This window comes from Candidatus Paracaedibacter symbiosus (genome assembly GCF_000757605.1).
Lineage (GTDB): Bacteria > Pseudomonadota > Alphaproteobacteria > Paracaedibacterales > Paracaedibacteraceae > Paracaedibacter_A > Paracaedibacter_A symbiosus.
On record NZ_JQAK01000001.1, the window covers coordinates 146,862 to 171,213 of the forward strand.

25 protein-coding genes, 4 tRNA genes and 1 pseudogene are annotated in these 24,352 nt (G+C 40.1%); 16 read left to right on the forward strand and 14 right to left on the reverse strand.

What is annotated here, in order from left to right:
- Window positions 1–114 precede the first annotated feature (114 nt).
- Window positions 115–789 carry a hypothetical protein gene (locus IG80_RS0100680; protein WP_156961978.1) on the forward strand — a complete coding sequence of 225 codons (675 nt, stop codon included), beginning with the start codon at window positions 115–117 and terminating at the stop codon, window positions 787–789.
- A 250-nt stretch (window positions 790–1,039) separates the two neighbouring features.
- On the opposite strand, the gene IG80_RS0100685 is transcribed toward IG80_RS0100680, so the two are convergent.
- From IG80_RS0100685 to IG80_RS0100705, 5 genes are read right to left on the reverse strand one after another with little or no spacing between them, the layout of a single operon-like run.
- Window positions 1,040–1,459 (reverse strand): phosphatase PAP2 family protein, encoded by a 420-nt coding sequence (locus IG80_RS0100685; protein ID WP_032112176.1) that lies wholly within the window; start codon window positions 1,457–1,459, stop codon window positions 1,040–1,042.
- A 1-nt stretch (window position 1,460) separates the two neighbouring features.
- Window positions 1,461–1,685, reverse strand: a complete 225-nt coding sequence (locus IG80_RS0100690) for a hypothetical protein (protein WP_032112177.1) — start codon at window positions 1,683–1,685, stop codon at window positions 1,461–1,463.
- A gap of 25 nt (window positions 1,686–1,710) precedes the next feature.
- On the reverse strand, window positions 1,711–2,793 hold the full coding sequence (gene flhB, locus IG80_RS0100695; RefSeq protein ID WP_032112178.1) for a flagellar biosynthesis protein FlhB: 1,083 nt from the start codon (window positions 2,791–2,793) through the stop codon (window positions 1,711–1,713).
- Window position 2,794: 1 nt separating this feature from the next.
- Entirely contained in the window at window positions 2,795–3,556 is a 762-nt protein-coding gene (gene fliR, locus IG80_RS0100700; RefSeq protein WP_032112179.1) for a flagellar biosynthetic protein FliR, read from the reverse strand.
- A gap of 24 nt (window positions 3,557–3,580) precedes the next feature.
- Window positions 3,581–3,847: a flagellar biosynthetic protein FliQ gene (locus IG80_RS0100705; protein ID WP_032112180.1), complete on the reverse strand. Its 267-nt coding sequence runs from the start codon at window positions 3,845–3,847 to the stop codon at window positions 3,581–3,583.
- A 139-nt stretch (window positions 3,848–3,986) separates the two neighbouring features.
- On the opposite strand from IG80_RS0100705, the gene rplU reads away from it, so the two are divergent.
- The 5 genes from rplU to recO all read left to right on the forward strand — a co-directional run bounded on the left by rplU (window position 3,987) and on the right by recO (window position 7,279).
- Window positions 3,987–4,301, forward strand: a complete 315-nt coding sequence (gene rplU / locus IG80_RS0100710; protein WP_032112181.1) for a 50S ribosomal protein L21 — start codon at window positions 3,987–3,989, stop codon at window positions 4,299–4,301.
- A 23-nt stretch (window positions 4,302–4,324) separates the two neighbouring features.
- Window positions 4,325–4,582, forward strand: coding sequence for a 50S ribosomal protein L27 (gene rpmA / locus IG80_RS0100715; protein ID WP_032112182.1), 258 nt, complete (start codon window positions 4,325–4,327; stop codon window positions 4,580–4,582).
- A gap of 323 nt (window positions 4,583–4,905) precedes the next feature.
- Complete coding sequence (gene rnc / locus IG80_RS0100720) at window positions 4,906–5,571, forward strand: ribonuclease III (protein ID WP_052045812.1); 666 nt, start codon at window positions 4,906–4,908, stop codon at window positions 5,569–5,571.
- Between the two features lie 23 nt (window positions 5,572–5,594).
- Window positions 5,595–6,518 carry a GTPase Era gene (gene era, locus IG80_RS0100725; RefSeq protein WP_032113223.1) on the forward strand — a complete coding sequence of 308 codons (924 nt, stop codon included), beginning with the start codon at window positions 5,595–5,597 and terminating at the stop codon, window positions 6,516–6,518.
- Window positions 6,519–6,556: 38 nt separating this feature from the next.
- The gene (gene recO, locus IG80_RS0100730; protein ID WP_032112183.1) at window positions 6,557–7,279 is read left to right on the forward strand and encodes a DNA repair protein RecO; all 723 of its coding nucleotides are present in this window, start codon (window positions 6,557–6,559) and stop codon (window positions 7,277–7,279) included.
- A gap of 83 nt (window positions 7,280–7,362) precedes the next feature.
- Here recO and fabG read toward each other — a convergent pair whose 3' ends face one another.
- From fabG to IG80_RS0100750, 4 genes are all read right to left on the reverse strand, one after another.
- The gene (gene fabG, locus IG80_RS0100735) at window positions 7,363–8,100 is read right to left on the reverse strand and encodes a 3-oxoacyl-[acyl-carrier-protein] reductase (RefSeq protein WP_032112184.1); all 738 of its coding nucleotides are present in this window, start codon (window positions 8,098–8,100) and stop codon (window positions 7,363–7,365) included.
- 165 nt (window positions 8,101–8,265) lie between these two features.
- Window positions 8,266–9,225 (reverse strand): ACP S-malonyltransferase, encoded by a 960-nt coding sequence (gene fabD, locus IG80_RS0100740; RefSeq protein ID WP_032112185.1) that lies wholly within the window; start codon window positions 9,223–9,225, stop codon window positions 8,266–8,268.
- A 188-nt stretch (window positions 9,226–9,413) separates the two neighbouring features.
- Window positions 9,414–9,490, reverse strand: a tRNA-Arg gene (locus IG80_RS0100745).
- A gap of 291 nt (window positions 9,491–9,781) precedes the next feature.
- On the reverse strand, window positions 9,782–11,080 hold the full coding sequence (locus tag IG80_RS0100750) for an MFS transporter (protein ID WP_032112186.1): 1,299 nt from the start codon (window positions 11,078–11,080) through the stop codon (window positions 9,782–9,784).
- 135 nt (window positions 11,081–11,215) lie between these two features.
- On the opposite strand from IG80_RS0100750, the gene IG80_RS14880 reads away from it, so the two are divergent.
- From IG80_RS14880 to IG80_RS0100770, 5 genes and pseudogenes are all read left to right on the forward strand, one after another.
- On the forward strand, window positions 11,216–11,380 hold the full coding sequence (locus IG80_RS14880) for a hypothetical protein (protein ID WP_156961979.1): 165 nt from the start codon (window positions 11,216–11,218) through the stop codon (window positions 11,378–11,380).
- A gap of 78 nt (window positions 11,381–11,458) precedes the next feature.
- Entirely contained in the window at window positions 11,459–12,166 is a 708-nt protein-coding gene (locus tag IG80_RS0100755) for a hypothetical protein (protein WP_032112187.1), read from the forward strand.
- 48 nt (window positions 12,167–12,214) lie between these two features.
- Window positions 12,215–12,401 (forward strand): annotated as a pseudogene (locus IG80_RS16660) (IS256 family transposase); the annotation flags it as partial.
- A 568-nt stretch (window positions 12,402–12,969) separates the two neighbouring features.
- A complete protein-coding gene (locus IG80_RS0100760) occupies window positions 12,970–13,950 on the forward strand; it encodes a hypothetical protein (protein WP_156961981.1) in 981 nt (326 codons plus the stop codon).
- Between the two features lie 299 nt (window positions 13,951–14,249).
- The gene (locus tag IG80_RS0100770) at window positions 14,250–14,441 is read left to right on the forward strand and encodes a hypothetical protein (RefSeq protein ID WP_032112190.1); all 192 of its coding nucleotides are present in this window, start codon (window positions 14,250–14,252) and stop codon (window positions 14,439–14,441) included.
- A 158-nt stretch (window positions 14,442–14,599) separates the two neighbouring features.
- Here the strand turns inward: IG80_RS0100770 and IG80_RS0100775 are convergent, their stop codons facing one another.
- The gene (locus IG80_RS0100775) at window positions 14,600–15,754 is read right to left on the reverse strand and encodes an acyltransferase family protein (protein WP_032112191.1); all 1,155 of its coding nucleotides are present in this window, start codon (window positions 15,752–15,754) and stop codon (window positions 14,600–14,602) included.
- 517 nt (window positions 15,755–16,271) lie between these two features.
- Here IG80_RS0100775 and gmk point away from each other — a divergent pair.
- From gmk to IG80_RS0100790, 3 genes are all read left to right on the forward strand, one after another.
- The gene (gene gmk, locus IG80_RS0100780; RefSeq protein WP_032112192.1) at window positions 16,272–16,904 is read left to right on the forward strand and encodes a guanylate kinase; all 633 of its coding nucleotides are present in this window, start codon (window positions 16,272–16,274) and stop codon (window positions 16,902–16,904) included.
- Between the two features lie 278 nt (window positions 16,905–17,182).
- Window positions 17,183–17,269: transfer RNA gene (locus IG80_RS0100785), tRNA-Leu, on the forward strand.
- A 20-nt stretch (window positions 17,270–17,289) separates the two neighbouring features.
- A complete protein-coding gene (locus IG80_RS0100790; RefSeq protein WP_032112193.1) occupies window positions 17,290–18,315 on the forward strand; it encodes an alpha/beta hydrolase in 1,026 nt (341 codons plus the stop codon).
- A 110-nt stretch (window positions 18,316–18,425) separates the two neighbouring features.
- Here the strand turns inward: IG80_RS0100790 and IG80_RS0100795 are convergent, their stop codons facing one another.
- Both IG80_RS0100795 and IG80_RS0100800 read right to left on the reverse strand, forming a co-directional pair.
- Entirely contained in the window at window positions 18,426–19,610 is a 1,185-nt protein-coding gene (locus IG80_RS0100795) for a BaiN/RdsA family NAD(P)/FAD-dependent oxidoreductase (RefSeq protein WP_032112194.1), read from the reverse strand.
- Between the two features lie 228 nt (window positions 19,611–19,838).
- Window positions 19,839–19,914 (reverse strand) — tRNA-Thr (locus IG80_RS0100800).
- Window positions 19,915–20,397: 483 nt separating this feature from the next.
- Here IG80_RS0100800 and IG80_RS0100805 point away from each other — a divergent pair.
- Window positions 20,398–21,465, forward strand: coding sequence for a patatin-like phospholipase family protein (locus IG80_RS0100805; protein WP_052045814.1), 1,068 nt, complete (start codon window positions 20,398–20,400; stop codon window positions 21,463–21,465).
- Between the two features lie 198 nt (window positions 21,466–21,663).
- On the opposite strand, the gene IG80_RS0100810 is transcribed toward IG80_RS0100805, so the two are convergent.
- Window positions 21,664–22,278 carry an HPF/RaiA family ribosome-associated protein gene (locus IG80_RS0100810; protein ID WP_032112195.1) on the reverse strand — a complete coding sequence of 205 codons (615 nt, stop codon included), beginning with the start codon at window positions 22,276–22,278 and terminating at the stop codon, window positions 21,664–21,666.
- 710 nt (window positions 22,279–22,988) lie between these two features.
- Window positions 22,989–23,065 (reverse strand) — tRNA-Arg (locus IG80_RS0100815).
- A gap of 269 nt (window positions 23,066–23,334) precedes the next feature.
- Here IG80_RS0100815 and IG80_RS0100820 point away from each other — a divergent pair.
- Window positions 23,335–24,352: S9 family peptidase (locus tag IG80_RS0100820; protein ID WP_232224295.1), on the forward strand; the 1,018-nt coding region annotated here is incomplete at its 3' end.

Here is a 24,352-nt window from a genome sequence, read left to right on the forward strand (position 1 = left end):
CCCGGGACATCGCCACTTGGCCCTTTTTAAAGGCTTCTCGTATAACTTCGTATAATGCATGCTATACGAAGTTATTACGTAATATTCGTTATATCCTTAGGATTACTAACAATAATGGGCTTGCCTGCCTTAGCGGCGAGTCGAATTTCCGAGGCAGATCCCGTTTCAGAATTTCAAGTGTTGAGGATTGAACTCAAAGAAAAGGTACAGCCCTTTAGAAATTATGGCCCGTTTACAACCCATCACTTGCCAAAAACTCAGAAAGAAATCGATCTTGCCGAAGAGGCTTATAATATTGGAATAAATATGCTAAGAAACGACGAAGGGGTAAAGGCTTTGCCTTATCTTGCTTATGCTGAATCTTACTGGTTACCGGAAAGTCTTGATGGTCTATGGAAAGTAGCAACGGGGCAATACAAAAATATACCCGATAATGTATGTAAGGAGATAAAAAAAGCTTTTCCTACTCGCAATATAGCTAAGCTTCATAGGAAGTATGAAGGGTTTTGGGAACCTAATGTAGAATATTTAAGAAATCAACAAAACTCTTCAATGCTAGCATATGTTCGAAAGTTTATCTTTGGGGATGGTAATCCGTCGTTTCCGAATACTAAACCTATGGAAAGCATTTCGTCAGAAGAGCTTTTTCCTGAACAACGGGAAAATTCACCAGCACGCGAAAATTCACCTTATAGTTCCGATAGTTCCGACAGTAGAGAAGGTACGGTGGAGGATATCACTCCTTTGCTACTAGGGGATCACCATGGCAAGAAAATAAAGAAAGACTGACTTCTAAACAAAATTTTTACCTAGGAAGGACGGATTTATTGCGGCCTGAGCGATTTTCAACTTACATCATATCCATCCCAGAACCCTCTCAGTAAACTACGAGTAATTGAATAAAAAGAAGTAATTGTTGTAACTACCGTAATCCTAATCCCCGTTCGTTTTTGGGAGGAGCGTCTGTCCACCACGGGCCCAAATGGTTGATAAAATGGGCTGCGCGACCTTTATATCTTGCAAGGAGCCCTTGATCGCTTCAGGTAGGGGCTGCTGTCCCAAAAAATCTGGTGATAAACATCTCTAAAATGACGCACGAGGTAGCCACAAAAAGTCCTGCAAAGACAATATCACTGAGGAAGTGTTTGCCAACACAAATTCTAAGCAGCCCCATGGTGATGCCAACGAGGAGACTGAGAATAGTCCAAAAAAAGTGATTAGTGGGGTAGATATTATAGCCGACACAAATCAATCCAAACCAAGCAGCGGTATGGCCAGAGACGAAAGAGCGAAAGTTACCGCTTGGCAGACTATGGAAAATGGGCAGGAATTCATGAGTGCTCCCAAACAGAGTAGTTTGCCCCGGTCTTGGTCTCAGCCATATCTCCTTGACGCCATATTCAATCACAACAAAGGCATACAGAGTATATACAACGAAGTAGAGACAGGCCTTCTGCATATTAATTTTCTGCGGTTGCCAGAGCGAGTAAGAAAATAAGCCAGCGGCCAAAGTTGTTGAGATGCTCAATAAGCGGGGATTTCGCCAGAGGAAATGTTTCGATGGCGGGATCAAAAAAATAACTGCTTACCAATATGTCTATCGATGGTTCTGCTAAAAATAACACGCTGCAACTGATCCATAAAATGGTGAGAATCCACAGATTCTTTCTTGCATAAAAGAACATTTTTATACTCCTTGGTTGAAAGGCGCTATCCCTTCGTCCTCTCTTGTTTCTTCAGATTCATCACAAAATTAATAATCTCCGCTACCGCCTTATAGTGTTCAGTGGGGATTTCTTGGCTGACTTCGACACCTTTATAAAGTGCGCGGGCGAGGGGCGGGTTTTGGACGATCGGCACTTTATTCTCACGACCGATATCGCGGATACGAAGCGCCATTAGGTCCAGACCCTTAGCCACAACGACAGGCGCATCCATCGTTTCCGGCTCATACTTCAGGGCAACAGCGTAGTGGGTGGGGTTCATCACAATGACTGATGAATTGGGAACTTCTTTCATCATGTTACGTCGGATAAGCTGTTGAGATAGTTGGCGTTGTCGCTGTTTAATGAGCGGATCACCTTCAGTGTTTTTATGTTCTTTTTTAACTTCCTCTTTGGTCATCTTGAGATTTTTTAAAAATTCATACTTTTGGTATAAATAGTCCAATACGGCAATGAGCGTGAGGAGGCAAATAATGATCAATAGGCACTTCAGGGCCAAGCCTTGAATTGTCCTCAAAAAAAGGTGGGGATGGAGATCCGTCCAGCCTGGTAAAGAGATAATTTTGGAGCCCAAAAAGGTTAACAAACAAGCGGCAATAGCTGAGAGTTTTAGGAGGTTTTTTATGAAGTCAACCAAGGCTTTTTTGGAAATAAGCCTTTTTATCCCGGAGAAGGGAGAGATTCGTTCAAACTTGGGCATCAGCGCATCCATTTGAATGGCGAGTCGCGTTTGTAAAAAACCTGCTCCTAGAGTCGCTGCAATAAGAATAATACCAAGGGGGACAAAACAAATAATAATTTTTAAAAAAACTGACCCCATCAGTCTTTCAACAACCTCGCCATCAAGGTGTATAAGATGCGGTGAAACAATGAAGAGGGCGAGATATTCTTGAATCAACCAGAAACTAAAGGGCAAGAAAATCATAATTGTTAAGGCCAGAGCAACCAGCGCAAACCAATGGGTGACCTCCCGGGACATCGCCACTTGGCCCTTTTTAAAGGCTTCGTCAATTCGGTGCTGCGTCGCTTGTTCCGTTTTTTGATCTTGTTCGGGCTTATCGTCGGCCATCTTATCCTCGAGGTAAATCCTGATAGAGATTAAAGAAATCTTGGACGAAAACAGACATAATCGTCGTGACGCAAATCATTACGCAAATAAGTCCCAATAACACTTGAGCTGGCATCAGCACAAAAAACACCTGGATCTGCGGGACAAGACGGCCAAGCAGACCACCAGAAAAGTTGACAATAAGGCCAGCGATTAAAAAAGGAAAAGCAAGCCTGACACCGAGACTAAAACTGTGGCTAACAATACGAACCATCATGTCTTTGAAATCGCCAAAGGGAAAGCCTCCGGTTGGTGGAAAGGCATCATAAGACTTTATAAAGACATCAATGATTTGATAGTGCGTATTAGTGACAAAAATCAGGGCTGTGGCGCCCATAATCAGGTAGGGGGCAAAGGGTGAGTCTTGTGTCCCCATGGCCGGGTTAAAAATCGTCGCACTTGAAAGGGAAGTCTGGTAGGCAATCAGATTCGCCGAGATTTGCAAAGCATTGAGGAGGATTCGGCCAATAGCCCCTAATGCGAAACCAATGGCTATTTCGCGGACGAGGAAATAAACAGTTTCAGCCCCTACTAGAGTGGTGGCTGGAAGAGTGCCTGCCACCACAGGGGTGATCGCTAGGCTCATGACCACAGCTGTGAGGAGGCGAATCCGCATAGGAATATAAAACTCCCCAAACCCAGGCAGCAACATCATGACGCCCCCTAGGCGTGTAAATACGTAAAAATACGCCAGTAACTCTTCCATGTTAAAAGTTTGGATCATTGGTTTTCTTTACTCATTATTTGCCTAATTTATTTGAACAATTCGGCTGTAAATATCTTCGGCAAAGACACCCAGATTTCCCGCAATATAATTAATTGATAGTGCTAAGACTGCAAACATGGTGAGTAGCTTTGGGACAAAGGTTAAAGTATTTTCCTGAATTTGGGTAAGCGCCTGGAAAATTGAGATCAAAATACCGACTATAAGACTTGCTAATAGCAGGGGAAGACATATCTTGATGGTAACCATCATGGCGGAAATCATCAGATCGTGAACGGTTTCTGGTGTCATGCTAGCTGTAAAACTCTTGTTTCCTAACAAAAATCTTGACACAGAATAGGTCAAGAAGATACAACTTTTGTAAGGCCATCTTTTGATGGCTTTATTTTGTCTCTAAATAAAACATAGACTTTTAAGAAAGTTATAGAAAATGTTTGCAATAATTAAGACCGGTGGTAAGCAATATAAAGTTGCTGAAAACGACGTTCTCCGCGTGGAGAAGTTGGATGTCCAACCCGGCACAACTGTTGAGCTCGAAGTTTTACTTGTTAATGATGGCAAGAAAGACCATGTGGGTATCCCAACTGTTGCCGGCGCTAAAGTACAAGCAACTGTCGTTGAACAGATGCGCGATCGTAAAGTGATCATCTTCAAAAAGACACGTCGACATAATTACCGTCGTAAAAATGGTCATCGTCAAAATTTGACGGTTTTGAAAATCACAAAAATTGCAGCAGGCAAATAAGTCTGTTGAAATAGGAGTAGACTATGGCACAAAAAAAAGCTGGTGGTAGTACCCGTAACGGTCGCGACTCAGAGAGTAAGCGTCTTGGTGTAAAAAAATTTGGTAGTGAATTTGTTTTAGCTGGGAACATTCTTGTTCGTCAGCGCGGAACAAAATTCCACCCTGGAAAAAACGTTGGTATTGGTAAGGATCACACATTGTTTGCCCTTACAGATGGCACCGTTAAGTTTTCAACAGGAATAAAAAATCGCTCATTCGTTTCGATTGAGCCAACTATCTAATCATAGAGACAAGGCTTTGCCAATCTGGCCAAGCCATTAGATTTAACTATATTGTTTTTGCACTACCTTTAGGTGGTGCTTTTTTTTACATTTCAAATATAGTGAATCCAGACACCAATTTCTGGCTTCGCACCTTTGGGTTTACTTTTATCATAGATATAGTGTAGCTAGGTGCTGTAGGAGAATTGTTAAAACTGTATTTGTCATCCCAGCGAAGGTGGGTTATCCAGGTATATATATATTATAAACTTGGGATATCATCAGCCTATGCTGGTATGACAGGTAGATACACTTTAGATTAACCATATCAAAGGAGATATTTATTGTTAAGTGAACAACTTGATAAAGCCAGTTTGAGTTTAAACTATCAGTTTCAGGATAAAAAACTCCTTGAAATGGCTTTGTTACATCCCAGTTTAAAGAAGAAACGTCGCTCCTTTGACTTTGAGAGATTAGAGTTTTTGGGCGATCGTATCTTAGGCTTGGTGATTGCTGAACAATTATTTATTTATTTCGGCCAAGAAAGTGAAGGGGATCTAGCCAAGCGCCTGGCGGTTTTGGTCAGCAGAGACGCGTGTCTTGCAGTTGCACGGACGCTCAAGTTTGATGAGATTTATGATGCACTGGGTGCCGAAGAAGGTGCTAAAAGCACGATTCTTGCTGACGCTATGGAAGCAGTAATTGGTGCTGTTTACCTTGATGGAGGGTTAGATGCGGCAAAAACTGTAATCCATAAACTGTGGCAACCAAAAATTAAATCGACCAAAAAGCCGCCAAAGGATCATAAATCGGCGTTGCAAGAGTGGTCGCAAAAGTTGGGCTATGGCGTCCCTGAATATACAGTTATTGAAATGAGTGGACCTGCCCACGCACCCCATTTCGTTATGCAAGTAAAAGTACAAAATCTTGAGGCACAGGCAACAGGGGCCTCAAAACGGGTTGCCGAGCAAGAAGCAGCTAAAATATTGTTAGAAAAGGTATCTAAATGACAGAATCTATGCCCAAAAATAGGATGACAGAAGTTGGCCATGGTGGTGAAGAACACTCCACCTCAACTCGATGCGGATTTGTGGCCGTACTAGGGCAACCAAATGCTGGTAAATCAACGTTGATTAATAATCTTGTTGGGCACAAAGTATCCATTGTGTCGCACAAGGTGCAGACCACGCGTCAACGCATTTTAGGGATCACCATAAAAGATCAGACGCAAATCATTTTAGTGGACACGCCGGGGATTTTTGAGGCTAAAAAACGTCTTGAAAAAGCGATGGTTTCTGCGGCCTGGACGGCAGGTAAAGAAGCGGATTTAATCGTCGTTTTGCATGATGCTAGCCATAAATATACAGCCGGTACTGAGAAGATTTTAAAGGAACTTGGTGATAAGCGCGCGATTTTAGTCCTCAATAAGGTGGACCAAATTGCCAAAGAAGGCCTCCTAGAACTTATTGCATACTTTAAAGATTACCCGAATGTTGATGATATTTTGATGACATCAGCGCTTACAGGGGATGGCGTTTCAGAACTTGTGGACTATGTAGCAACAAAGTTACCGATAAGTCCCTGGTTGTTTGACGCAGAGCAGATCACGGACATGCCGCAGCGAATGTGGGCGGCCGAAATTACCCGTGAAAAACTGTATCAACAGCTGCATCAGGAATTGCCCTATGAAACCTATGTTGAAACGGAAGCCTGGGAGCGGCAAAAGAACGGTGATATTCGTATTTCTCAGGTGATTTATGTGTCACGTGATGGGCAAAAATCAATCATCCTGGGCAAAGGTGGCCAGCAAATTAAGAAAATAGGGAATGCCGCACGTCAAGAAATTGGCTATTATTTAGGTAAAAATGTCCATCTTTTCTTGTTTGTAAAAGTAGCTGAAAATTGGTCTGATAAGCCAGGGGCTTATCGGCTTATGGGGTTGGATTTTGATGTGTAAACTCGATAAGGAAGAAGCTCAATAAGGAAGATAAATCAATGCAATGGACAGATGTGGGGGTTATCTTAAATGCGCGCGTACATGGCGAGAGGTCTCACATTGTCACGATTTACACAAAAAATCAGGGGCGATGCGCCGGTTTGTTTAAGTCGTCAGCCAAAACAAAAGCTGCTATTCAGCCAGGAAATTTAGTGCAGGCAAAATGGTCGGCGCGCTTGCCTGAGCATCTTGGATTGTGGCAACTGGAGCTGATGGAATCGCCCTCATCAAGAATTTTATCTGATCGATTGAAATTGAATGCGCTCGGTTCAGCTCTCGCTTTGGCGGATTATTTGATGGCTGAGCGACATCAGTACGAAGAGCTCTATGACAGTTTGACAGGGCTTATTACGCAATTGACCCATTGTGATAATTGGTATCAATCTTATAGTGATTATGAACTGAAATTGTTGGAAGATTTAGGGTTCGGCCTTGATCTAACCAAGTGTGCTGTGACGGGAACATCTGATAATTTGACCTATATTTCCCCAAAAACGGGGCGGGCCGTTTCAGCGCAAGCAGGCCTTCCCTATGCCGATCGCCTATTCAAAATTCCCGATTTTTGGCTACAGTCACAAAGTGTTTCACCTGAACAATTGTATCAAGCACTTGTCATTACCAGCTATTTTTTCGAAAAAGATTTGCTTGAGAAAGGGCTTCCTTCCTCAAGGGTGGCCTTACAAAATTTGATAGGAAGAAGTACTCATACCCAAAATACCTGAAGCAGTCTTTAACAGAAGACTGAGCAACCCATGTCTTGAAAAGGCATGGGTTGTCGGCTTGCGCTCCTTATAAGGATACCGAGTTAGATACAGGACATACCGCCGTTAACGTGAATTGTCTGCCCCGTAATGTAAGCTGCTTCTTCCGACCCGAGAAATGCGACAGACGTTGCAATTTCTGTAGCTGTCCCCATGCGCTTCATTGGAATGTTGCCAAGAATTCCTTCTTTAACACTGTCAGAAAGCACCTCTGTCATTGCCGAGGTGATGAAGCCAGGGGCAACACAGTTGACAGTGATGCCACGGGTCGCCAATTCAATCGCCAATGATTTTGAAAGACCAACCATTCCGGCTTTAGAGGCAACATAGTTGACTTGACCAGGGTTCCCCGTAAACCCAACGATCGAAGCGATATTAATGATTCGCCCATAACGGCGTTTCATCATTCCTTTAGATACAGCACGGCAAAGACGGAATGTAGAAGTCAGGTTAACATCAATCACTTCTTGCCAGTCACTATCTTTCATTCGCATGATGAGGGTATCACGGGTAATGCCGGCATTGTTCACGAGAATGTCGATTTTTTCAAGCTTTGCTTCAACCGCTGGAATCAATGCCTCCACGCTGTCTTTATCGGCTAGATTACAAGTGAATACATGGATGCGATCCCCCAATTCCGCCGCAAGTTCATTTAATACAGATTCTCTTGTGCCTGAAATGGCGACAATCGCGCCTTGTTGGTGGAGTATTTTTACAATTTCTTTACCAATACCACCCGTAGCGCCCGTGACAAGAGCAACTTTATTTTCAAAAGCGAACATATTCATTTTTCCTTACTTTTAACTTCCGTGATTACGGCCAATGATGGTTTCATTTCTGGCGCTTCCGAGGCGCATGGACATCACCTACGGTTGCGCTTTTGTTTTAGAAATTCATAGTCCCTGCCTTATAATCTGGAAAGTTAGTATTATTAAAAGACGACAAAACTACTTCTTTGAATCTAACAATTTGATAAAAGCATCTAAATCAGCAATTGTATTGACAAAGGAGGCCGTTAGACCTGGGTCAATGCGCTTAATCAAGCCAGTTAACACTTTTCCTGAACCAACTTCAACGACATGGGTGACGGACAAATCTTGCAAAGTCGCCATCGATTCACGCCAACGAACACGGCCCGTTACTTGCTCAATTAGCAGAGATTTTATTTCTCCCGATGCTAAAACCGGTGCGGTTGTGACGTTAGCAATAATGGGTACCTTTGCATGTTGGGCAATTGTATCGGCCAAAGCATCTGCCATTTCACAAGCAGCTGGTTGCATCAAGGGGCTATGAAAAGGGGCACTGACGGGCAAGGGAAGGGCCCGTTTTGCGCCATTTTTTAAGGCAAGTTCAATGATACGATCAATCGCGGTTTTGTGACCGCTGGCAACGAGTTGACCGGGAGAATTGTCATTAGCGACAACACACAGATCGTCTTCTGAGAGGCTTGCTTGCTTTGTGAGGGATTCTACCGCCTCAATTTCCAGGCCTAAAATGGCGGTCATCGCGCCTTTACCCACAGGGACAGCACGTTGCATTGCCTGACCCCGGAGCTTTAAAAGTCGAGCTGTATCCTTTAAGGTAAATGTACTGGCGGCGCAGTTGGCGGTGTACTCACCTAGGGAATGCCCAGCCATGTAGGCGGTCAGAGAATGTAAAGACTTGCCCATTTCATGTTCAACGGTACGAACAATCGCCATGCTCACAGCCATAAGAGCAGGCTGCGTGTTTTCGGTCAATGTGAGCTGATCGGTATCACCTTCAAAGATGATTTTGCTAAGCTTTTGATTGAGGGCATCATCTACTTCATCAAAAACTGCTTTGGCAGTCGCAAAGCTATTATAAAAGTCGAGGCCCATGCCAATAGCTTGAGATCCTTGACCCGGAAAGATGAGGGTAATCGCCATATGTATTCCTTAATTTCTGTAACTTCCCAGCTTATACCCAAAATACTTGAAGAAGTCGATTTCCGGCTTCGCATGCGTTGGCCATAATCCCGCTTCTTCAAGTGTTTTTTAGTATAGAGGCACTTACTCATTTTTTTGTTCAATATAGAGGGTTCGAAAGAAATTGCCAAGAACCGTTATGGCGTAATTGGTGCGATCGGCGGGATTCGAACCCACGACCTACGGATTAGGAATCCGTCGCTCTATCCTGCTGAGCTACGACCGCCCATTAATGAGCTGATACTAGTCGCAAATGAAGAGAAGATTCAATCTTTTTTTGAGAAAGTTTTAAAAATGATAACTTTACAAATCAATCAAGTATAGTGAATCCAATTGGATATTGGGTAGATAATTATACACCTTGGGTCAATCTGAATTTAAGGGCTCAGGCTAAAATGCTTCGCTGTCATTTAATTTTGAAAAATTTCAAGAAAAGCTATTGGAGGAGATAAAAGCAGGTAAAGATTTGCTGGGCAAAGGAGGAATCTTAACTCCTCTGCCACCTGATTTTACACAACTAATGCGATGAAGGGAGCAATTTTGAGTCGTTTGATAAATTTTCAAGTTTTTCAAAATGACATATGCCCCATAAAAAGCCCATCGTAATAGGTATCATAATAATCCATAGCCCCCAATGACCAAGGATTTCAGTAAGATAGACGAGACCAAAAGACGTAATAATATACATGAGAGCACGGGTTAAAGCATATAGAAAGCTCGTAACAGTAAAACGTTTCAAAATAGGAAAATGTTTAATGAAAATAGCTGAAGAAGGAATTTCTCCTAAAGTTAGATTTAATATAAGAATTTGGAGACCGAAGATATATAATGGATGAGAGGCAACCAGAAGGAGAAAAGGCAGTAAAAGTGCTAAAGCAAGACCCATTTTACCTTTTAACTTTGTAATCTTTAAAGGATGTATTTTTAAACTTAAACACGCCCACAATATACTTGATATGCATAAGGTTATGGATAATAAAAAGTTATGAAAAATCATATCTTGAGCGGAGTAACCGTATAATTCTTTGAAAGTGGGATTAAAGTACATATAGCTTATATAGAAGGTTAATGGCCATCCACAGAAAACAAAAAAATAAGCCATAAACGTTTTCAAATTTCCCCATTCTTGTTCCAAATCTTTTTTAGCGTTTTTTACTTGCCCGTCTTTTATTCTTTTATTTTTCTTCTCAATAAATTCTGGGGTCTCTCGAAGCCTTATTCGTGCAATAGAGCCAATGACAGCAATAGCTGCCCCAATCCAAAAAGCAACCCGCCAATTAAACTGATAATGTGTTACTAACGAAGCAATTGCCAGAGCAGCCATCGAGCCAATAGCTGAAGCAATGCTTACAAAAGAAACCGCTATATACTGAACAGGAGGCTTAGTAATCTCTGTTACATAAATCTGAGCCCCCATAATCTCCCCCATGGAAGATAGCCCTTGGATAATACGGCATAAAGTCACAATCCAAGTTGCAGCAATACCAATTTGGGCATAGGTTGGTAGGTTTGCCATAATCATGCAAGATATAGACATGAGCATGGTAGTAATAATAACAGTTGTCTTTCTTCCTATATTATCCCCAATCCATCCAAAAATTAAGGCTCCAAAAGGTCTTAGAACAAAAGTTGAGCAGAAGGCAAAGGCTGAAAGTAGAGCTGCTGTATGGGGATCTATTTTGGGAAAGAAAAGCTCATTTAGTAAAACAGCCATATGCACGTAGAGCATAAGGTCGAAATATTCAAGAAAAGTACCTATTTGAAGGAGTCCAATAGCCTCTTTTTGATCATGCTTGAGTGAAGAAAGTACTCCCATTTTGTTCCTCGTTCATTAGAAATCAATTACCTTATAATGCTTTTGAAAAAACTTTTCTTAAGGAAATTTTTTCTTTAATTCTCGGGGAGTAGGTCTAAGGAAGGGAGTTACTTAAAAAGAGAAATGCCATAGGATTTGCTGGCCAAGAAAAATACGAGACTCCAGGCCATTCGCCGCGCAGACACCAAAAAGCCAAATCGTCCCAATCAATGGTGGGGGATTGACATGGCTGGCGATGTTACCCCTTGCCTTAAGTCAGGAAGATGGTTGGCGAAGGTTGCTTCTCTCACCCCTAATTAACCGGCTTTTAACTAATATTGCTTATATACAATAAGGGGATGTATTCCATTTTTGCTAGATTTTTATATGGTATGATGTATGGTTAACTTCATGAGTTTTTCTATCGAGTTTTTGACGATTTCTATCTTGATAGGGGGGCTTTTGGCTGCTATTTTTATTAAACCAGATGAGTTCAAAAATACGCGAACATCTGTTTTTGTCTCAATTATGAGCAGTATGGCTGTTATTGTGTTGGGGTTTAATGTCTATGTCTCCACCGTGGGGCTGCAAAACCAGCGGTCGGTTACGAGTGCGCAATTTACTAAAGATTCGGTAGATAAAATGTGGTTATTGCCAAATAACTTACTAACCGAAAAAAAACATGCAAGATCAGAATTTTTATCTAGTTTCTATTATAATAACATCAGCTTGTATAATTTAACGAAAGATTTGCATACTGAGGAAACTATTGAATCGGCATTGGAGGAGCAATATATTGCTATAGTTTTGATACAGTCATGGGAAGATTATTTGACCTTTAGAATGTTAGATAAAACTGGAGACATTGTTTGGCTCTGTAATTTTTTGCAATGGGCGCAAAGTCCTTTCTTAAGGAAAATATTTAAGAATTTAAAGTACAATTTCGCAACAACGACAAGGGATTTTGCCCTGTTGCTCTTTGAATATGCGGATCGCATCCCTGTCCCCTGTACAGATCCAGAAATTTATAACAAGCTGAGCGATGAGATGTTACGTGATCCTAAACTTTTAAGAATCTTTGAAGCTCGATCAAATAAGAAGATATGAACTCTACCCGATACCGTCAAATTAACTTTTCAAGAGTAAGACTAACCTTACTTTAAATACTCTGATCCGATACGTTGCCTGATTTACGCAACTAATGGGATTGAAGGGTTTCATCAAAACGAAGGGCGCTTTTACCAGCGAAAGTGCTCTATTTAAGCTGGTTTATTGGGCTTATCAAAAGATTGCTGAAAAATGGCTTAAGCCCTTATCAAATTGGGCCTTGACCATTTCTTAGCTCTCTGTTTATTTCGAGGGCAGTCTCAAAGTTACAGAATCAATACGGAGATCGGGTAGTCTTTGCGCGGAGTAACCAGGAAAATAATTGACTTGAGAGCATAACTTAACTATAAATTTGGTGAAATCCCAGGATAGTCTCACTCTCTTATTCAACCAAGTTTTTGGTCCTAACGAGAGAGATAATTCACCCAACAAAATGAAGTTTGGGGACTGGGCATTAATAACAATCTGTTATATTAGAATGCTATTTTATTATCTTAGAAGAGTACTCAATGTTATATATTCAATGGGCTTTTTCCCTTTTTCTTTTCTCCTCGCCTGCCTTTGCAGAATTTACGCTTGCTGAAGATTATGAACAAAAAGGGCTTCCCCCCGTAAATCATCAAGGAGACGTTCTGAAAAAACAATTAGAGAATGATTTCCAAAAAGTTGAAGAAAATAGCTCCGATGAGCGAGTTCCTATAAAAATTCCTTACTTAACATGGGAGGAAGCAAAAGCTTTTATTGAGCCTGTAAAATTGCCAGAGACTATAGAGTTTGGGGAAATTGATGTACTCCAGGAAACGATGTTATTAAGCAATCTCGAACTTGCACCGAAAGAGTTGGAGCTTTATAAAGCAGCTCTTGGGGAAGTAGTTATAAACTTTCAAAATTTTTTCCCTACAACTCAGCGCCCAACGCGTAGGGGAAAGCTTTCAAAATTTCAATGGAGTAAGAAGCAACAGGACCTTTTTCACTCTGTGGATCCGAAATTACTATTAGAAGTTGCTGGCAACTTACCCTATGGATCTTTTATTTATGATAATTATTTAGATAAAATTAGATCGGAAATTTTGTTTTATAAGGGGGTTATCATAGGAAAAAGCGAAGATGAAACAGACGCGATTGTTACGAAAGAACTGGAACGAATATTTAATCATACGCATTTCGGGTTCCAGGATGAAAAAGCAAGGGAAGAATATTTAACAACCGGATCTTTCGGTTTTTTACAGGTGGATGAGATTGAAGAAGTTTATAAAGCAACCCTTAAGCTTCTGAACCTTAGTAAAGGAAAAGATACTTTTGTCTTTTTTGGTAATACGCCTTACTGGTTTGGTAGGGCTTTTGAAGCCTTACTAAAAGCTATGCCAGATCATCTGCGTTATATTATTAGCTTTCCTTTTTCTGGCAGCCCTAATCGTGGCAGAGGAAGCATGCCAGTAGATATTAATGATTGCACAACTCCTGAACGCTTAAAATATCTTATGAATTTCCTTGAAGAAAAAGGTCTAAGTCCTAATAATCTATCCCTTGAAGAAGGGGATATCTATTTTGTAGATAATATTGGCTCGGGAGCAGGGCCTGCTTTTGTCATTGAAGAACTCATTCGTGCTTTTCAAGAAAGAGAAAAAAAGACACCCAATATATCTCTTATAACCATGGGAGATTTAAAAAGTTATTTAGAAGAAAATCCCATTCCATCAATGAAGAATCATAGATCTCGATCCATTTATAAAGGAGAAGGTAAAGTTTTTTACCTAGTATTCATAGCACACATTTTACGATAGATTTAATTGAACTCAAGATGGATAGGGCCCATGGGTCTCTTGATAATGTGGGAGAGTATCAGCGTTTTTATCCTGCTTATAATGCGAATAGGTGGAGCTCTACATATAGCTTTCTTCATGCTCTTAGACCTTCAACATATATAGAGAATTTTGCTTTTTATTTTGATTGGCATATTCAAAAATATATTCAAGAAAGTAGAAAATAAATCCTTCCCAAAGTCGGATCAAGGCGGCCTAGCCTCACGGTGCCGTCTTACCTATTAGCTAATAAATTAAAATATGGCGGGTATATTGTCTCAATGCTACAACACATAGGTCAGATTGACAAGCTACATGGCCATGCTTGTTGCACAACCCCCAAAAATGAAGAAACTATTCGTCAATATGTAGGAAATCAGCTTGCCGAAATGGATAAAGTTGACGCAAAGAGTAGACAATTCTGGGCGATGCAAGAAGAGGGGCTTTCTACGCTCCTAAAGTATCTAATTTAATCGTCGATGAAGAAAACAGAGAACAAACTAAGCTCGAAGATAATTTTTTCTTGTAGGCTGCGTTATACGCCTCATTCAGCGACGACTAGTTAGTTTTTATAGTTTCTCTCACAAAATGTAGCTATTTCTTTTTCTTTTTTCTCTTCCTTATAGCGAGTTCACGTTATATTAAACCCTGGGCGAACAGAGCCTTGGGAAATACGCTTAATCAAGGATCTAGCACATTGTATCGAAGGCTTTTCTATAAGCAAATAAGTTGCCCATCCCGCAACTAAACAAATGGGGACGATAATATACCAATCCATCCTAAAGGCCAAACAGATAACCACTAAAGGCGTATGAAGTGCGTAAAGGCTATAGCTACTTTCTATAAGTGGTTTTAAAAAGTATTTTTGAATGGGTAAGAGGTTAGAGTCTTGGCTATTTAACGTTGGTTTATCAAGACTGTGGATCAAGCTGCCAATCATAAGAGTGAAAAGGATCTTTCTAAATTCAATAAGGACACTCCATTCCAATTTTATAAAAGTAAGAAGAGTTGTAATGATAAGCCAAGCTAGAACTATCGATTTGATATTGCGTTTTATTTTTTCTGCAAATTTTCTAGAAATAAATTTCGCCCCAATATACCAGTAGAGTAAAAAACCAAAGAAGCTCCCATTATGCCACCATGATTTAAGAGGTGGAGAAATACTTATAAGAATCACGCCAAGAGAAGTTATTAAAAATAAGCCATACCAGAAGTATTTTTCCTTTATGGAGTTAAGAAAATATATGGCAAACGGATAAAAAAGATATAAGTAAAATTCTACAGCCACAGTTGTTAAGGGGCCATTTCCTTGAAAAGAAAAAGCGAAGAGATGGGGGAAAAAAGAACAAACTCCAGATAACTTTAACAAAATACCCGATAATGAAATCTCGCTTGTTGACGTTATCTCTTTAATGTTAACATTAATTTTAGTGCTCATTAAGAAGGCTAATGCGCCCAGTAAGACAGCCAAAAAGTAAATGGGAGATATTCTAAAAACCCTTTTTATTAAAAAACTTTTGACATCAAAATTATTCTTTCTAAGTCCATTTCGATGAATACAATACCCACTTAAAACGATAAACGCTAAAACAGTTGGATTTGTTTCTCCACTTGACTGGAACACATATATAAATAGCTTATTTATAATTAAAATGTTTTCACTTATGGGAATTGAAAGACGATTTGACCAGGGAATTAAATGAACGAGTAAAACACATAGAGCTAACAAAAACCTCAAGTAGTCTAGTTTTTGAGCTCTTCCTTGGATTAAGACGTCGTTAATCATGAATTGTAACTCCGGCGGTATACGCCTAACTTTGGTATTTCTAGATTTTGGCCAAATTTCAGTATGTAGATCGGTAGAGACCGTCTAAATATGTTTGAAAATTTGAACCAATAAAGCACGAAACGGACACATGTCTATCTACGCTTGTTCTTAACATTCTTGCCTCATTTTTTCAAATATTTAAGTAACCTAGAAGTTTTATAAATTTACAGAGAAGTGTTATATAAAGCTCTCCCCCCACTTGATTTTGCAAAATGTAGCCTTATATAGTATTGCCAGTTAAAAAAGGAGGCATAGAAGCTTGAAAAGGAGCCCAAAGATGGGATGATAGAAATTCCCAATATCAAGCAGCGGCTATGAAAGTCAGGAAAGATATGTCCTTACGGATTACATCACGGATTCTAATGCCTATCCATTTCCGGAGTTACGCACAATTGTTAAAAAATGAAATTGAGCTCGGCAAAAAAGTATGGTTTATTGGGACATTCACTAAAAAAACAGTGCACAAAAGGTAATAATGACAAGTATCAGCCGTCGTGGATTTATGTTAGTTCTTTCCTCTCCTTCTGGCGCAGGAAAAACCTCAATTGCGACAAAAATTCTCGAGGTTGATAAAAATGTGAATGTTTCTATTTCTGTCACCACTCGCCTTATGCGCCCAGGGGAGCGGGAAGGGGAAGATTACTTTTTTGTGACCAAAGAGCAGTTTCAAAGTATGTTGCATAATAATGAATTGTTAGAACATGCTGATGTTTTTGGTCATAGTTACGGCACCCCTAAACACTATGTTTTTGATACTCTTACAGGGGGTAAGGATATTATCTTTGACATTGACTGGCAAGGAACCCAGCAACTCGCGCAATTAGCCCGAGTTGACTTGGTAAGTGTCTTTATTCTTCCTCCGTCTCTAGGAGAGCTGGAAAAACGTTTAAATACCCGTGCGCAAGATAGCGCAGACGTCATCCTCAATCGCATGAAAGAAGCTTCAAATGAAATGAGTCATTGGGCTGAATATGACTATGTGATTGTTAATGAGGACTTAGAGCAAAGCGTCGCCCAAGTGCATGCCATCATTACAGCAGAACGACTTAAGCGTAATCGTCAAAGAGGGTTACTCGATTTTGTTAATAAGCTGCGGGGGGTTAACTAGGACTGCTTGTCTGTACCAGGCATTAGATATATTTTGAAATGGCAATCTTCAGACAGCTGAATCGGCACCTCAAAGAGTTGACAGTAAAGATACCAAATGCACGTCATTGTGCCTATTTCCTAGGGCATACAGATTCATCTCAAACTCACCCACCTCACCCACATTAATTTATAACCAATTGGAAGATTGAGCTTTTTTCATTATTTAGGAAAGTTGAGCAAATTCATGCTTGCTTAATTACTCACAATTTGTTAGCAAATATAAGTCACGTAATAAATGCGGTCGTGGCGGAATTGGTAGACGCGCAGCGTTGAGGTCGCTGTGGGGTAACTCCCGTGGAAGTTCGAGTCTTCTCGACCGCACCATCTAAAGAATTTTCTTTCGAATGATTTATCATTTTCTCTTTTTCTTATGTTTGATTATAGAGACGACATGTGCACTTGAGCACAATCAGGGTGGTTTAATCTTTTTGGAGGATACATCTAGATCTGAAATCAACATGGCTGCGCTGTGGCCTGAAGAAGTTATTAAAATTCAGGGAACCCGCCAACTCCAAATTCAGATCTTAAACCCAAAGACACAGGGGAAATTCCCCATTATTTTGTTTTCTGGCGGGTGGAGCGTTAATTTTCGTCATTATAGTCAAATCTTGAATTCGTTAGTGGCGAAAGGCTATATCATAGTCAATATCGATCATTATTATCAAAAGGACACAGCATCCCATTCCCTTGAGTTTGATGCAGCGGTGGCTGAATTAAAGACGGCGTTGCAGAATCAAGATGCTCAAACAAAAGAAGAACGATTCACCCGCACTAAATTAAGGGCGCTGGATGTTTATTATCACGACATTATTTTTGTCCTACAGCAGTTAAAAGAAATCCTTCACGCCCTGCCCGAAGCAGATCTTTCTCGGATAGCTTTGATGGGCCATTCCCTGGGTGGTAACGCGAATAAAAAGCTGGTTGAAAATCTGGCAACTCTTCCTATTCCCTTGGAGATTCAAACAGCAATCAAAGCTTGCGTGTCTCTGGACTCACGTCTGAATCAACTTAATTTAAAGACAACATTTGAAAAACCGAGCTTATTGTTGGGGGCAAATGAGGAGTACAAAAAAACAGATCCCTTAAGGGAGTTACCCCCACAATCCAATCTTCAGCTTATTTTATTGGAACATGCAAGCCATGTTTCTTTTTTGGACACTGTTATTTTTCCGCTGCTTGGCAAAGATACAAAACAGTTGATAGCCGGTTTAAATAGCAGCGCAACAAAAGAAACAGAAAAGTTTCTGGCAAAGGTGAAAACTGATCCTAAAGCTTATTTTAATGGGACCCGAGAAGAGCTAACCGATTTCCTCTACCAAACAGTTGATTATATCAATCAATTTTTAAAAAAGCAGTTATTAACCGCTTAATCTTCACTGCGCTAATCCTATCTATCTCGCGCTCAAATTAACTAGTTAGGTCGCTCCGTAAAGCTCTACTGACACCTAAAATCAATAGAGATAAGAGCGGCCCGATAAGTCTAACAATTATTACCCGCAGCAAAACCTGATGACCAGGCCCACTGAAAATTATATCCGCCCAACCATCCAGTCACATCAACTACTTCACCAATGAAAAATAAACCTGGAACTTTTTTTGAAGCCATTGTCTTAGAAGAGAATTCGTTGGTATCTATGCCACCCGCTGTGACTTCAGCTTTTTTGTATCCCTCAGTTCCGCTGATCGGTACCTTAAAATTATGAAGTTGATCGGCGATAGCGAACAAGCTCTCTTTTTTAAGATCAGTCAGGCTTTTATTAAAGTCAGGATTGCCAGCTAAATGATCAATTAACCGATTGGTGAGATAAGTTTTTAAATAATTAGCTACTGTTTGTTTGTGATTTTTATCCGCCATAAATTGTTGTTTTAGATCAAGTTCTGGAAGAAGGTTGATGCTTATTTCTTCGCCATGAAATTTTTCCAAATAGGAAGAAATCTGTAATATGGCGGGACCACTTAAACCTTTGTGGGTAAATAAAATATTTTCCTTAAAACTCGTCTTTTTATACCAGGCAACCGAGAGGTTTGAGATACCGCTTAATTGGGTAAACATGTCTCGCATTGAATCTGCCACAATTAGAGGAACCAAAGCAGGCCGGGGAGGGATGATCTTCAGGCCAAATTTTTTAGCGATGCGATAACCGAAATCGCTGGCACCCATTTGAGGAATGGATAAACCGCCGCTCGCAATAATAAGAGAATCACTGGTGAATACCCCCTCATTACTGGCGATTTCAAATTGTTCTGTCTTAGAGATATCGATGACGTTGCAATTGAGTTTAATATCCACATCATACTGCTGACATTCATTGAGCATCATATTAATAATCTGTTTGGAGGAACCATCGCAAAACAACTGTCCTAAAGTTTTTTCATGATAAGCAATATGATAAGATTCAACGAGTTTTATAAAATCGTGTTGAGTATAACCCGCTAAGGCTGATTTGACAAAATGAGGGTTTTGACAGATATAATTATTGCTAGAAGCATGTAAATTAGTAAAATTACACCTGCCTCCACCAGAAATTCTTATTTTCTCACCAATTTTGGTTGTATGTTCGATAAGCAGTGTTTTTTTGCCGCGTTTTCCCGCACAGATAGCCGCCATCAATCCGGCTGCCCCAGCACCTATTATTATCACATCATACAGAGAGTTCTTTGTCATCTAAGTTCCTTGGAAGAGGAGAATATTTTTCTTCTTCTTAGTTCGTCATTACGGGGGAGAATAGGCGAGTATAGCCACCTCCCTGTTATATTCTTGAGGAGATTGCCATGTCATTTCATTCATCGCAATGACAAATTAGTCAGAGAAAGTAAAAAACTTAAAAACGTGAGGAAAGTGCAATGAGATTTAGAAGAAAATGAAGGTGTATTTTAGGAAAAAAATCTTGGATGGTGCCGGCTGCAGGACTCGAACTCGCGACCTACTGATTACAAATCAGTTGCTCTACCAACTGAGCTAAGCCGGCATAACCAAGATAATCTATATTTACCAAAACTGTGTCTAATTATGCAATACTTATTTTTCATAAAATGGTGATAATTTTTAAGGGAGGGTATCTGCTAGTTGCCCGGACACACCCCAAAAAGTGAAACACAGTAAACTATTTGTAGGAACATCAGCTTTCTTATATGTTGCATGTGAATGGTAATTCCCCCTTCTGCAGGTATTTCACCTGCGAGTGAGTAGACCAACGGACTCCCACCCTTACATTTATCCCCCATCCTCCGCAGATCATTGGAAGGGAAGAAGGGAGAGCAAGTGAGAAAGGCACACTCCAATCTACTAGATACCTCAGAGAAAATGATTCAAAACTTCCCATAGAACAACAGCTCTCAATAAAGGGATAAATTATTCTTAGCAATCCTTAATTGCTCAGTTATCTCTCTCAAAGCAGGAACAAGAATCCATGAAGAAAATAGTACTTATAGGCCTGAATATAATGATACTTATGAGCATTGTTTTGCCTTCATATAAGGTGGAAGCAAGAAACCATAGTTCTTCGAGCGAGAGGAGAACTGTCAGAATTCTTTCCATTGATGGAGGAGGAATAAGAGGCATTATTCCTGCTGTTATTCTCAAACATATAGAGTCCCGCCTGTTACCCGACCGTCGCCTCGCGGATTGTTTTGATATTATCGCTGGAACATCAGCAGGTGGACTCATCGCCCTTATGCTCACTACGCCCAATCAAAATGGTAGAGCGAAATACTCTGCAGCTGAAATCCTCAATATTTATGAGCAATTTGGCAAAGATGTTTTCTCTCAATCTTTATGGCAAGTGATAAAGTCAGGGAATGGGTGGTGGGACGCAAAATACTCTACTGACGCTCTAGAAAAGTACTTACATATTTATTTTGGCAATACCTGTTTAAGAGAATGCATTACGAATGTGATTGTTCCCGCCTATGAAATTGAATTAGACAAAACTTTCTTTTTTAAATCTTCTCGGGCTCATAAAGAACCCGCTCAAGATTGTTACTTAAAAGATTTGGCCAGAGCTACCTCAGCCGCTCCCACCTATTTTAGGCCTTCATCCATGGTGGATGGAACGGGCAAGCGCACATTATCTCTCATAGACGGAGGTATAGGTGCTAATAATCCCACGTTAGCGGCTGTTATTTATGCAATAGAAATGTTTGGCACTGATATTAATTTCATGATTGTGTCGCTAGGCACAGGCACAAACTATGGAGCTGTCACAAAAAATATTGCCAAAGAGGATGTAGAAACCTCTGGTTTTATTGGATGGGCGCCAAAAATCATTTCTATTATGATGGATGCTGTCAATGATATTACCAACTATGAAATGTATTATGCATTCAATTATGGTCATCCAAAAAGGTACTATCGTTTTCAACCAATTCTCGATTCAGAGCGCACTTACATCGACAATGTAGATCCTGAAAACATTCGAATTCTTAAGCAGTCTGCTGAAAAATTGATTACTGAAAAGCGAGATGAAATAGGAGAAATTGTAAAAATTTTGAATCTTCCCCACTATAAAGTTAGCAGATAAATTAACTCTTGGCGATGAATGCGCTTAAAGACGAAAAAACTAGACGCTTCAGCCAATAGTTGAGTGAGTGTAACTGCTGCCACTTAATGTTTCTTTTAGCTCTTAGTTATTCATGTTCTGTGTAACATAAAAAAGGAATTACTTAACTTTAGAGCACTAATGAATGTGACTAATCAGCCATCTCTGAAAAAAATCCATTTATATTTCTTCTTCAGCTAATTCTCTAAGAGACGAAAGATCATCAATAATAAAGTGATTTTTGACTTTCTTGACAACACTTGCATATAGATTACCATCTTGTGAATCTCCAAGCGTAAAATGAACCATATCACCAACTTTTAAAGTCCCAATATTTTTGCCTGGGTGGACAGCTTTTTCATTAAAATAAACTTCCGAAGAGTTAGGAGATTCAATATACCCATATTCATCTTCAAGCTTGCAAATTCTTCCGTGTTGGGGTGGAATATGATATTTTATCAGATGATGCTCTTTCTGATTAAATTTTTTTAAAACCTGTTCAGCAGCTCTAAAAGATTCATTAACTGCCATATAAGGATCTTCATGTGACCCGGGATGCTTATTCACGACTAATTCCCCTCTGGGAACCTTAATCTCCATGTGAATTTGGTATAAATGGCGCTTATATTTGTTGTGGTGGAAAGCTTCTACAGTAATGCGACAGTGAATAATAAATCTATATAATTTAAAGAGCCTGTTTGCCTTATTGCGAATCGTCTCTTCTAAGGCAACTGAGTGATCAACTTGATGGAAAGTAATTATAAGTTTATCTTCAGTATGTTTATCTTTAAGCATTATTTTCTCTCCATGATCACGAATATTTACGCTTAGCTGATGCATATACCCAACCAACCTAAAAATGCCGGCTTCTGATTTCTCCCTATCGACTCAATTTTAGAAAAAACTCGTTAAAAAGAGCCAACAAAGATGATGAGCGTCGTTTTTGTTTAAAAACCGCCGCATATCCATTTGTCATAACGCCAGATCTTCAGAGGATTTGCGTAGAGTTATGAAGGTTACACAAAAAGTATCTTTTTCCCCATACGCCTTCCTATGCCTATTTTATAATAGCTTGTTCTCAATGTTCCTGTAGGAGAATAAATTTTTTATATTCTCCATAGTTGCGCAATAAACCATTAAATAATAAATGAATCAAGCAACGATAATTCTGTAAATTGGTTTTACCCTTTAAATTGGTTTTACCCTTTAAATTGGTTGTTTAAGCGTTCATATCCACATAACTTTTTGCCATGGTCCAATCTTCATTAATTTCGACCCTGTGGGTCTCCTCATTAACCCTTTCTGCAATATTAGAGGTACGCAGCCGGCAGCGAGGGGGTTCTGAAAACTGCATAATGGTTAAGCTTTCAGGTAAGTTTTGTTCCATCCAATCAGCAGCGGATTTGGAGTGCTATTAATCAAGAACTGGAGGAAACTGCTGAATAAGGATGAATCAGCCCCTTTTATCCGGAAGGATAAAGTTTTCTTCTTAAGGAGGGGATAAGTGGCGCGCCCAAGAAGAGTCGAACTCCTAACCTTCAGATCCGTAGTCTGACGCTCTATCCAATTGAGCTATGGGCGCGTACATAAGATGTTTGTAGGTATATCCGATTTAACGCCCCCATTGCAACATCTTTTTTAAAAAATTTTACTGGCCCTGGGCAGCTATCCTACAACTATCTGTATATGCTGGATTTCCAGCTAAAATTATTATAAATTTTAATGACTATCAAATTATACCCTATAAAGCTCCCTTGGGAGCCCAATTAATATCGGGAGATTTTTGCAATGAAGTTGATTTTGTTCTTGAGTATACTAGCTCTAAAAGCAATAAGTCAAAAAGGATATGCAATGGAAGAATTTCACAAGTTGGTCCCGCCAAAGGCAGCGATTAAAGACCATGAGATAGAGCTGAATGGCATAAAGCTGAAGGACCCTTATGCATGGTTGCGTGATGCCACATGGAAAACACCAGGAGATGGGGTAAAAGATCCAGAAATTCTCGGCTATATCAATGCGGAGAATGATTATACAAAGGCGTTTTTTGCCCCCTTAGAGTCAACAGTTCAAAAAATATTTGAGGAACGCCGTGGTTTTTTGCCAAAAGTAGATGAATCTGTTCCTGTCAAGCGTGGTGACTATTTTTATTATACGCGTCAATCAATTGACCAGAATTATCCTGTCTTTTTAAGGAAAAAAGGAAATCTTGACGCAGAAGAAGAAGTCTATATGGATGTGAACTTAGAGGCGGCAAAGCATTCTTTCTTCAAATTAGGTAGTCTGTCGATTAGTCCATGCCAGAATTTCCTCGCCTATACGGTTGATACAACCGGTAATGAATTCTGTGAGTTAAAAATTCGTGACCTGTCTTCTAAAACGGCACTCGCTGATACTATTCCCAGTGTCGCAGGTGGGGTTGTTTGGGCGGCCGATAGTAGCGGTTTTTATTATACACAATATACGCCCGAATGGCGGGCAAAGAAGCTCTTTCATCATACATTAGGAGCAGCACATATCGATGATCAACTTCTTTATGAAGAAAAGGATACCATTGCGAGCCTCAGTGTGTCGCGTACTTTTGATCGTCGTTATCTTATTCTAGAGGCGGGAACAAAGGATGAAAATGCTGTTTATATTTTAGATCTGACTGCGCCCAAACCTGAACTGACAGAATTAATGCCCCGTGTGAAAGGTCGTATGGTTGAAGCAGAACATTATCTGGGTAAATTCTATTTGCGGATGAATGATACGGGCAGGAACTTTCGGCTAGCAGTAAAATTGATGGGAGATAATAATCTTCAAGAAGTATTACCCCATAATCCAGATGTCTATCTAACAGGATTCATTCCTTACGAAAAGGGAACCGTCG